This is a genomic window from Cytobacillus eiseniae, from assembly GCF_017874625.1.
GTDB classification, from domain to species: Bacteria; Bacillota; Bacilli; order Bacillales; family Cytobacillaceae; genus Cytobacillus; species Cytobacillus eiseniae.
On the sequence record NZ_JAGIKZ010000002.1, the window covers coordinates 297,391 to 309,113 of the forward strand.

Annotated in this window: 8 protein-coding genes; all 8 read left to right on the forward strand. The window is 38.1% G+C overall.

From position 1 onward, the window contains the following. Positions 1 to 113: 113 nt before the first annotated feature. A complete protein-coding gene (locus tag J2Z40_RS03645; protein ID WP_066393717.1) occupies positions 114 to 2,444 on the forward strand; it encodes a DNA translocase FtsK in 2,331 nt (776 codons plus the stop codon). A gap of 694 nt (positions 2,445 to 3,138) precedes the next feature. After that, on the forward strand, positions 3,139 to 3,870 hold the full coding sequence (locus tag J2Z40_RS03650) for a GntR family transcriptional regulator (RefSeq protein WP_066393719.1): 732 nt from the start codon (positions 3,139 to 3,141) through the stop codon (positions 3,868 to 3,870). Between the two features lie 73 nt (positions 3,871 to 3,943). Beyond that, positions 3,944 to 5,050 (forward strand): BMP family lipoprotein, encoded by a 1,107-nt coding sequence (locus tag J2Z40_RS03655; protein WP_066393726.1) that lies wholly within the window; start codon positions 3,944 to 3,946, stop codon positions 5,048 to 5,050. Positions 5,051 to 5,338: 288 nt separating this feature from the next. Beyond that, complete coding sequence (locus tag J2Z40_RS03660) at positions 5,339 to 6,862, forward strand: ABC transporter ATP-binding protein (RefSeq protein ID WP_066393727.1); 1,524 nt, start codon at positions 5,339 to 5,341, stop codon at positions 6,860 to 6,862. Positions 6,863 to 6,866: 4 nt separating this feature from the next. Further along, positions 6,867 to 7,913: an ABC transporter permease gene (locus tag J2Z40_RS03665; RefSeq protein WP_066393729.1), complete on the forward strand. Its 1,047-nt coding sequence runs from the start codon at positions 6,867 to 6,869 to the stop codon at positions 7,911 to 7,913. Continuing rightward, positions 7,914 to 8,873 carry an ABC transporter permease subunit gene (locus tag J2Z40_RS03670; RefSeq protein WP_066393738.1) on the forward strand — a complete coding sequence of 320 codons (960 nt, stop codon included), beginning with the start codon at positions 7,914 to 7,916 and terminating at the stop codon, positions 8,871 to 8,873. A gap of 260 nt (positions 8,874 to 9,133) precedes the next feature. Next, the gene (gene yfmF / locus J2Z40_RS03675; RefSeq protein ID WP_066393740.1) at positions 9,134 to 10,411 is read left to right on the forward strand and encodes an EF-P 5-aminopentanol modification-associated protein YfmF; all 1,278 of its coding nucleotides are present in this window, start codon (positions 9,134 to 9,136) and stop codon (positions 10,409 to 10,411) included. Between the two features lies 1 nt (position 10,412). Further along, positions 10,413 to 11,693, forward strand: a complete 1,281-nt coding sequence (gene yfmH, locus J2Z40_RS03680) for an EF-P 5-aminopentanol modification-associated protein YfmH (protein ID WP_066393742.1) — start codon at positions 10,413 to 10,415, stop codon at positions 11,691 to 11,693. Positions 11,694 to 11,723: the final 30 nt, after the last annotated feature.

Genomic DNA, 11,723 nt, shown 5'->3' on the forward strand with positions numbered 1-11,723 from the left:
AACTTCAGAGCAGCCAAAATTGGCTGCTTTCTTCTTTCGTTTATCAAAAAATGCATGATTCTTATGATTTTTGTTTAATATGGAAATAAGTAGAAAATAAATTAGGTGATTAGATGGCCAAGAAAAAAAGAAGGCAAACACGGAAAAAAGAAAATTTAAAGAAAACGATTCAATATGAGCTCGTTGCATTAGTTCTTATTGCATTAGCCGCCATTGCAATCGCAAAACTAGGAGCAGTTGGAAAAGCGACGGTCCTGTTTTTCCGTTTCTTTATGGGGGAATGGTATATTATCAGTCTATTGGGGCTGGTCCTATTTGCTGGTTATCTAATGTGGAAGCGAGTGATCCCTTATTTATTACATACGAAATTAGTCGGGGTCTATCTAATTCTATGTTCGATGCTATTACTTAGTCACGTGAAATTATTTCAATTATTATTAAATGGGGGGAAGTTTCAGGATCCTAGTGTGATAGCGAATACATGGGAATTGTTTTGGATGGAAGTGAATGGGGAAACGAGTACGACCGATTTAGGTGGTGGAATGGTTGGAGCCATTCTTTTTGCGCTTTTCTATTTTTTATTTGATGAACCAGGTACAAAGATCGTTGCGTTCATGCTAATTATTATTGGAATTATTTTACTTACTGGTAAAACATTAGGCGATGGACTAAGAAAAACGGGGACCGTTCTTTGGAACTTTATCGTAAAACAGTGGGAAGCTTTTCTTGTTGATATGAAAAACTGGAATGATTCACGTAAGGACAGAAAAGTGGAGAGACAAGCCCAAACTGTAGATAAAAAGAAGGTTGAAAAGGCAGAGCCTGAGCCAACGATTACGATAAACAGTGCAAAAGAAAGGGAAGAGGAAATTTCCCCAGAGCCAATTATTTCTAGCTTTACTCAAAATGCTGATAGGATGAGTGTAAAGGAAGAACGATCCATAAGTGATACAGAAAATGAACAGGAAGAACCGATGGAACTTTCTCCTCCGATCACTTTTACAGAAATTGAAAACAAGGATTATGAACTGCCGCCATTTAGGCTGTTAAAGCTGCCAAAACAAACAGATCAAAGTGGGGAATATGAATTGATTCATGCGAATGCAGCTAAGCTCGAAAGAACGTTTCAGAGCTTTGGTGTGAAGGCTAGAGTCACACAAGTACATTTAGGACCTGCTGTTACAAAGTATGAGGTTCACCCAGATGTAGGGGTAAAGGTGAGCAAGATTGTCAGCCTTCATGATGATTTAGCATTGGCTTTAGCAGCGAAGGATATCCGAATTGAAGCACCAATTCCAGGGAAATCAGCAATTGGGATTGAAGTGCCAAACTCAGAAGTGGCTGTAGTTTCGCTGAGAGAAGTCATTGAATCAAAGCAACATGATAAACCCGATGCAAAGTTACTAATAGGACTTGGTCGTGATATTACAGGAGAATCTGTTTTAGCAGAGCTAAATAAAATGCCACATCTACTAGTTGCTGGTGCGACTGGAAGTGGAAAGAGTGTATGTATAAACGGTATCATTACTAGTATTCTTATGAGAGCTAAACCGCATGAAGTGAAAATGATGATGATTGATCCAAAAATGGTTGAGTTAAATGTATACAATGGTATTCCACATCTACTTGCACCTGTTGTAACAGACGCTAAGAAAGCATCACAAGCATTAAAAAAAGTAGTGAGTGAAATGGAGAGAAGATACGAATTATTCTCCCATACTGGTACAAGAAATATTGAAGGGTACAATGAATTTGTTAGAAGGCAAAATATGGAGGAGGAAGCAACCCAGCCTCTATTGCCCTATATCGTCGTCATTGTGGACGAGCTTGCTGATTTAATGATGGTTGCCTCATCAGATGTGGAGGATGCAATTACAAGACTTGCCCAAATGGCAAGGGCAGCAGGCATTCATTTGATTATTGCCACACAGCGACCATCAGTAGACGTTATTACTGGAGTAATTAAAGCAAATATTCCATCAAGAATTGCTTTTGCCGTTTCATCAGCAACCGATTCACGAACGATTTTAGACATGGGAGGAGCCGATAAATTATTAGGTAGAGGGGACATGCTCTTTTTACCTGTCGGTGCATCAAAGCCTGTTCGTGTTCAAGGTGCTTTTCTATCAGATGATGAAGTTGAAGAGGTCGTCAATTTTGTAATTGAACAGCAAAAAGCGCAATACCAAGAAGAAATGATCCCTGATGATATCCCAGAAACGACAGCGGAAGTAGAGGATGATTTATATGGTGAGGCTGTAGAGCTTATATTAGAGATGCAAACGGCCTCCGTATCCATGCTGCAGCGAAGATTTCGAATTGGGTATACACGAGCAGCTAGGCTGATTGATGAAATGGAAGCAAGAGGAATTGTTGGCCCGTATGAGGGAAGTAAGCCACGTGCAGTCTTGCAAGGTAAGCCTTCAGATGAAGCTAGCTCATGAATGAATTGGTGATTAGTGAATCAGTGGGGATATTCGTTCCCACTGATTTTTTTGATTTTATAGGAAATTATATATTAAAATATTGTGGATAACTTTGCAACATGTTCGGCGTCCAGCTCCAGCGCCTACCCCCTCGAGGTCACAAGCCAATCCTCTAAAGATCGGTAAAAGACACCTTTCCGAGCGGCTCGTCTTGTGCTATGCCTGAGGGTGGTCAAGGCGCTTGCGCATTTGTTCTTATTTTCATATGTGCTGAGACGAATAGGAAACATGACCAATATAGAAGTCTGTAGGTAGATTCAGCAGATAGCTTTGATTAAGGGCTACGAAAAAATGCCTATTCGTATCTGTTATTCTTATCGGTCACTCTTTAGGTTATACTATTTACTTGCTAGAAATTGGTATGTGAAAAAAATTATAGACCCTTGTGAAAGGGCATACTATTTTTTAAGGAAAAGAATGTTTCTCAACAATCATTTGCTGCTGCAGATAGGTTGACAACGTTTTCAACCATTCCATTATTTTAAGCATGTTGGTGAAATTTGCCAGCATGAAATAAGTAAGTTTTTTCGTGTGATTTTAAAAATACTATTTCATTCTTGGGTAAAAAGTGTTATAGTATTTTCGATTAGTAGGAATGATTGAACATCAGAGGTCTGATGTCTGCTTTAGAAAATTGGTTGGAGGAACTTGCATGTCTATTAAGTCAGATAACCGGCATTTATATTTACAAGTAATTGACCATTTAAAGCAAGATATCGAAAAAGGAAATTACAAAGAAAGAGAGAAGCTTCCTTCTGAATTTGATCTTGCTAAACAGCTTGGGGTAAGCCGAGCTACACTCCGAGAAGCTCTTCGTATTCTTGAAGAAGAAAACGTTATCATTCGTCGTCATGGAGTGGGTACCTTTGTAAATGCAAAGCCGCTGTTTACTTCAGGAATTGAACAGCTGAGCAGTGTTACTGATATGATATTACAAGCAGGAATGAAACCCGGGACTATTTTCATGAGCTCATCAACAACAGGACCAACAGAAGAGGATATTCGCCGTTTCTCATGTTCCATGGATGAAGAGATTGTCGTAATTGAAAGAGTAAGGACGGCAAATGGGGAGCCTGTCGTATATTGTATTGACAAAGTACCTGATAGAATCCTTGCAGATACGTTTTCACATGAGCAAGAATCAATTTTTAATATTTTAGAAATTGAAGCGAGCCGTAAGATTACGTATGCTGTTACGACTATTGAGCCAATTGGCTATCATGACAAAGTTTCTCCTATTCTGGAATGCGATCCAGAAACAGCTTTGCTTGTTTTAAAGCAAATGCATTTCGATGAAATGGATGAACCGATTCTGTATTCAGTCAATTACTTTAGAGCCGATAAATTTAGCTTCCAGGTTCTTAGAAAGAGAATTAATTTCTAAGGCAAGGATCAAAAAAATTCGGAACTATAAGTTTTCTACTTTCAGAATTAAAAACTATTAGGGGGTACATATTTTGAAAAAACGTAAATTTGGTTTAGTTTTGTCCCTAGCACTAGCTGCTGGAACAATTCTAGGTGCTTGCGGAAATAATGATGATAAAGAAGAAGGCACTGCAACTGAGGGAGAAAAAGAAAGCGCATTCTCAGTAGCAATGGTTACAGATGTTGGTGGAGTTGATGATAAATCATTCAACCAATCAGCATGGGAAGGGATTAAAGCATTCGGTGCTGATAATGGACTTGATCAAGGTAAAGGCGGATATGACTACCTTCAGTCTAAATCAGATGCAGATTATGCAACAAACCTTAACAAGCTTGCTCGTGAAGATTTCTCACTAATTTTTGGAATTGGCTTTAAATTAAAAGCAGATGTTGAAACAATTTCAAAACAACAAACAGATGTTCATTTTGGGATCATTGATGACGTTGTTGAGCAACCAAACGTTGTAAGCGTATTATTTAAAGAGCAAGAAGCTGCATTCCTTGCTGGAGTAGCTGCTGCTAAAACAACAAAAACAAATCATATTGGCTTTATCGGTGGAATGGAAAGCCCAGTTATCGAGCGTTTCGAAGCAGGCTTCCTTGCAGGTATCCAAGCTGTAAATCCTGATATCAAAGTAGATGTACATTATACTGGCGCATTTGACAAAGCGGACCTTGGTAAAGCAACTGCTGCACAAATGTACTCTTCAGGCGCAGATGTAATTTTCCATGCTGCTGGTGGTACTGGTAATGGCTTATTTACAGAAGCAAAAGACCTTAAGAAAAAAGATCCAGCTAGAGAAATTTGGGCAATCGGTGTTGACTCTGATCAATCTGCAGAAGGTATTGTTGAAATTGACGGCAAAGAACATAATGTAATCATTACATCTGCAATGAAAGGTGTTTCTCACGCTGTTCAAGATATTTCTAAAAAGTCAATGGATGGAAACTTCCCTGGCGGAGAAACAATTGTTTATGGTTTAGCTGAAGACGGTGTGAGCTTAGCACCAATTAACGATGAAGTAACTACAAAAGCTGACATCGAAACGGCTGTAAAAGAATGGACAGAAAAAATCAAGAATGGTGACATTACTGTTCCTGGTACAATCGATGAGTTAGCTAATTTCAAAGCAGAATAATCAAATTTGAAATAAAAATGAAAATGGAATAAGCGGGTTGCAGGATGGACCCCTTATTCCTTTTTTAAACAAATATCAAAGTGACAACATAATAAGAGTCTGTTAATCTATCAGCCTTGATAACTTAATTGAAGTGTTGAAATTATTCAACCTTTCACTTAGGTTTTATCAAATACAGACCTGTATATGTTAAAAATATTATAGAGTTCATCTATAACTTATTTTTTGAAAATTAAAAGTCTGACCTCTTACTACTAAAAATGTCCTTACGATTAAAGGAGTGAAAAAATGGAATATGTAATTGAGATGCTAGGTATCCGTAAAGAATTCCCTGGCATTGTAGCGAATGATAATATTACATTACAGTTGGAAAAAGGGGAAATCCATGCTTTGCTCGGTGAAAATGGGGCAGGTAAATCGACACTTATGAACGTCCTTTTCGGATTATATCAGCCAGAAAAGGGTGAGATCCGTGTAAAAGGGAAGTCTGTGAAAATCACAAACCCGAATATTGCAAATGACCTTGGAATTGGAATGGTACATCAGCATTTTATGCTTGTTGATCCATTTACTGTAACAGAAAACATCATTTTAGGGAATGAAGTGACAAAAGGCGGGAAGATCGATTTAAAGACAGCTGAGAAAAAGGTAGCGGAAATATCCGAAAAATATGGACTGGCTGTTGATCCAAAAGCGAAAATTCAAGATATTTCTGTTGGGATGCAGCAGCGTGTTGAGATTTTAAAAACGCTTTATCGAGGAGCAGAGATTTTAATCTTCGATGAACCAACAGCTGTTCTCACTCCGCAGGAAATTCATGAGTTGATTCAAATTATGAAGACACTGATAAAAGAAGGAAAATCCATTATATTAATTACCCATAAGTTAAAGGAAATTATGGAAGTGTGTGATCGTGTAACCGTTATCCGCAAAGGTGTTGGGATTGGAACGGTTAATGTTAGTGAAACGAATCCAAATGAGTTAGCTAGCTTAATGGTCGGTCGTGAAGTTACTTTTAAAACGGAAAAAATAGGTGCTAATCCGAAACAGGATGTTTTGGAAATTAATGACCTAAAAGTGAAAGATTCTCGTGGGCTGCCAGCTATTAATGGGTTAAACCTTACAGTTAAAGCTGGAGAAATCGTTGGTATTGCAGGGGTTGACGGCAACGGACAAACCGAGTTAATAGAGGCGATTACAGGCTTGAGAAAGACTGAGAGCGGTTCAATTCAATTAAATGGAAAGGAAATCCGTAATTTTTCGCCACGTAAAGTGACAGAATCTGGTGTCAGTCATATTCCGCAGGATCGTCATAAGCATGGACTTGTTCTAGACTTTCCTATTGGTGAAAATATGGTTCTTCAGACCTATTACCAAAAGCCTTTTTCAAAAGGTGGAATTTTGAATTATAAAGAAATTTACAAAAAGGCAAAAGGCTTAATTGCTGAATATGATGTGCGGACTCCTAGCGAATTTACACCTGCGAGAGCTTTATCAGGTGGGAATCAGCAGAAGGCAATTATCGGTCGTGAAGTGGATCGTAATCCAGATTTACTAATTGCAGCACAGCCTACACGCGGACTTGATGTAGGGGCAATCGAATTTATTCATAAACGCTTAATTGAGCAGCGAGATAATGGAAAAGCGGTTCTACTATTATCATTTGAACTTGATGAAATTATGAATGTTAGTGATCGTATTGCAGTTATTTATGAGGGGCAAATCGTTGCTATCGTTGATCCGAAAGAGACGACTGAACAGGAATTAGGATTATTAATGGCCGGTTCTACACGGAAGGAAGCAGGTGAGTAAGTAGATGTCTAGTCGAATGAAAAATATTATTGTGCCGGTTTTAGCCGTTCTATTGGGAATCATTGTTGGTACGATCATCATGTTAGTAACAGGCTATGATGCCGGTGCAGCATTTATTGCACTTTGGGATGGTGCATTTGGTGATATTTATTACACTGGGGAAACAATTCGTCAAATTACACCATATATTCTTGCAGGTCTTGCAGTTGGATTTGCCTTTAAAACGGGGCTTTTCAATATTGGGGTAGAAGGCCAATTACTTGTTGGCTGGCTTGCCGCTGTATGGGTAGGGGTTGCATTTGAACTACCTAAAGTGATTCATTTGCCATTAGCTGTTTTAGCAGCTGCTGTAGCAGGTGCGCTTTGGGCATTTATCCCTGGCTTATTAAAAGCAAAATTTCGTGTTCATGAAGTAATTGTTACAATTATGATGAACTATGTTGCACTTCATGTAGTGAACCATGTGATCCGTACAGTACTTTCTAATAAGAGTGATAGGACTGCTGATATATATGCATCAGCTTCACTCCGCTCGCCATTTCTTGAAGGACTGACAGATTATTCTCGATTACATTGGGGAATCATCGTGGCACTTATCTGTGTAATTATTATGTGGTTTATTCTAGAAAAAACATCTAGAGGCTATGAATTGAAGGCAGTTGGCTTTAATCAGCATGCTTCTGAGTACGCAGGTATGAATGTAAAATCTAACATCATTTTATCGATGGTTATTTCTGGAGCATTCGCTGGTCTTGCTGGAGCAATGGAAGGCTTAGGAACATTTGGCTATCAATCCATTAGTGGTGGATTTACAGGTGTTGGTTTCGACGGGATTGCCGTTGCATTGCTTGGTGGTAATACGCCAATTGGTATTGTTTTAGCTGCGATTCTATTTGGTTCTTTAAAAGTTGGTGCATTGAATATGCCGCTTGAAGCAGGTGTACCAAATGAACTAGTCGATATCATTATTGCATTAATCGTTTTCTTTGTAGCTGCAAGTTATATGATCCGAATCTTTATTGATCGTATTGGCAAAAAGGGGGCGAAGTAAGTGAGTTTAATGGATATTCTATCAATTGTTATCCCTTCAACAATGCTATGGGCAGCACCGCTTATTTTCACAGCACTTGGCGGTACTTTTTCAGAACGGTCTGGTGTTGTTAATATCGGACTAGAAGGATTAATGGTTATTGGTGCATTTACAGCTATCGTTTTTAACCTGACATTTGCGCATGTGTTTGGGGAAATGACTCCTTGGGTATCTTTATTGGCTGCGATGGTAATTGGCGGACTTTTCTCTGTTATCCATGCTGTTGCTTCTATTACATTTAGAGCAGACCAAACGGTTTCGGGGGTTGCGATTAACTTATTAGCAGTCGGGGTCTCTTTATTCCTTGTGAAATTTATCTATGATAAAGGGCAAACAGACATTATTCAAAAAGGCTTTAGTAAAGTAGATATTCCGCTTCTTAGTGATATTCCAATTATAGGGAAAATATTTTTCTCTAACACATACTATACTTCTTATGTGGCAATTATTGTGGCTATTATTGCCTGGTATGTTATTTTCAAAACGCCATTTGGTTTAAGGCTTCGTTCGGTTGGTGAACACCCAATGGCAGCTGATACAATGGGGATTAATGTAACAAGAATTCGTTATATTGCTGTCATTTTATCGGGTGCCTTAGGCGGAATTGGCGGTGGAATTTACGCGCAGTCCATTACATCTGACTTTAGTCATTCGACAATTAGTGGACAAGGATTCATGGCATTAGCAGCGATGATCTTTGGTAAATGGCATCCACTTGGTGCGATGGGTGCGGCTTTATTCTTTGGTTTCGCCCAAAGTTTAAGTATTATTGGTTCAAGCTTGCCGTTCCTAGAGAACATTCCAAATGTATATTTACTAGCTGCGCCATATGTACTGACAATCCTTGCATTAACTGGATTTATCGGCCGTGCTGATGCACCAAAAGCATCTGGCGTCCCGTATATTAAAGGCAGTCGTTAATAAAAATGCTCTCTTTCATATTGAAGGAGGGCATTTTTTCTATGGGCTTTGATTTAAAGCCTATCGAGTTTGTACGGAGCCCCAAGGCGTCTCTACTTTTCTTATCACTTGAAAAGTAGAAATAGGGCAAGTTATAGTTAGAATATGATTTATTTTAAAGGATATTGTAGAAAATAACATTTGGAGAAGATACATACTGTATACATCCTTGCTTGTCAATTTAAGTTTTGTGAATACGTATGACTATGAGGAGGAAAAAGATGGGTATTATTTCAGAATCAGTTCAAGCAATAAACGGCTATAAACTTCATATTGTGAACACAGACAAATATAAGACAAATACGATTGTGTGGAAAATGAAAGCGCCTTTAACAAAAGAAGATGTAACTTTACGAGCGCTTTTGCCATATGTTCTTCAAAGCAATAGTGAGAAGTACCCAACAACTGGGAAACTCCGTTCGTATTTGGATGAGCTTTACGGAGCTAGTTTTTTTGTTGATTTAGCAAAAAAAGGCGAGTTCCACATTATAAGTTTCTCTTTAGAAATGGCGAATGAAAAGTTTTTGACAGATCCTACTCCTTTATTAAAGAAAGGATTTGAGTTTTTAACGGAAATTTTGTTAAAGCCTAACTTAAATAACCATGCCTTTAATAAAGTAACAGTTGAAAATGAGAAAAGAACATTAAAACAAAGAATTCAGTCTGTGTATGATGATAAAATGCGATATTCCAATTATCGTCTTGTTCAAGAAATGTGTAAAGATGAATCCTATTCTTTACATGTTCATGGGGAAATGGAAGCGGTTGAACCGATAACGGCTGAACAATTATATGAGTATTATTTGCAGGCATTAAAAACGGATGAATTAGATCTCTATGTGATCGGTGATGTAAAGGAAGATGAAGTGAAAGCCATTGCAGAGCAGCTTTTGCCATTTGACGACCGCAAGCCGCAAGTGATTGAAGCGTCTGTTAATCATGAAAAGAGAAATGTGCATGAAGTCAAAGAACAGCAGGATGTCAAACAGGGAAAATTAAATATTGGCTACCGGACAAATATCCTTTATGGAGATGATGATTATTACGCTCTGCAAATTTTTAATGGGATTTTCGGTGGATTCTCTCATTCGAAGCTCTTTCTTAATGTAAGGGAAAAAGCGAGTCTAGCCTATTATGTAACAAGTCGCCTTGAAAGCCATAAAGGATTAATGATGGTTATGTCTGGGATTGATAATAAAAATTATGAAGAGGCTGTTCGTATCATTCATGAACAAATGGAAGCAATGATAAAAGGTGACTTTACAGAAGAAGAGATGAACCAAACGAAAGCGGTAATAAAAAATCAACTGCTTGAAACGGTGGATACATCAAGGGGAATGGTTGAAGTACTTTACCATAATGTCGTTTCCCGAAAGGATATCTCCCTTCAAGAATGGATGGACAAAATGGATCAGGTTAAAAAGGAAGATGTAATGGCTGTTGCTAAAAAAGTGAATTTAGATACGATTTACTTTTTAACAGGAAAGGAGGAGCTATAGAATGGAAAAGATCCTATTTGATCAGCTTCAGGAAGAAATGTATTATGAAAAACTGAGCAATGGACTTGATGTGTATGTATTGCCGAAAAAAGGATTTAACAAAACATACGCGACCTTTACAACGAAGTATGGTTCTGTAGATAATCATTTTTCTCCTCCTGGAAAAGAGGAAGTCCAAGTTCCTGATGGCATTGCTCATTTTCTAGAGCATAAGCTATTTGAAAAGGAAGACGGGGATGTTTTTCAGCAGTTCAGTAAGCAAGGGGCTTCAGCAAATGCTTTTACATCTTTTACTAGAACAGCCTATTTATTCTCCAGCACGTCTAATGTGGAAAAGAATCTTGAAACATTAATTGATTTCGTTCAAGAGCCTTATTTTACAGAAAAAACGGTTGAAAAGGAAAAGGGCATCATCGGACAAGAAATTACGATGTATGATGACAATCCAGATTGGCGTCTATATTTTGGACTTATTCAGAATATGTATAAAAATCACCCGGTAAAGATTGATATTGCTGGCACGATAGAGTCAATCTCCCACATAACGAAGGATATGCTTTATGAGTGTTACCATACGTTCTACCATCCGAGTAATATGTTATTATTCATTGTTGGACCAGTGGATCAGCAAGAAATTATGAAACTGGTTAAGGATAACCAAGCTTTGAAGGAATATAAGGAGCTTCCTGAAATCAAACGGATATTTGAAGAAGAACCACAAATAGTTGCGGAGAAAAAACAAGTATTACAAATGAACGTCCAGACTTCCAAATGCTTAGTTGGCATTAAAGCCGTGAATGTAAATCAAACGGGCAAGGAAATGATGAAGACAGAATTAAGCTTAAATGTGATGCTTGATATTTTATTTGGAAAAAGCTCAGATCATTTCAGTACATTGTATAATGATGGACTAATTGATGAGACTTTCTCATTCGATTATACACAGGAGAACGGTTTTGGATTTGCGATGGTCGGAGGAGATACAAGTGATCCAGACCGGCTTGCAGAAGTGTTAAAAGGGATTCTTCTCGGAGCAAAAGGAACAATTACAACTGAAAGTCTTGAGCGGACAAAGAAGAAAAAAATCGGTGCTTTTCTTCGTGCAGTCAATTCACCTGAATATATTGCGAATCAATTTACGAGATATGCCTTCAATGAAATGAATTTATTCGATGTTGTTCCAACACTTGAAAGCATTACGCTTGAGGATATCGAAAAAGCAGCGGGCGAGCTGTTGTCTGAAGAACGCTTCACTGTATGTCAGGTCGTGCCGAAAAGGTAGGAATTTATTTACAAAAAGCAAAACAAGCGA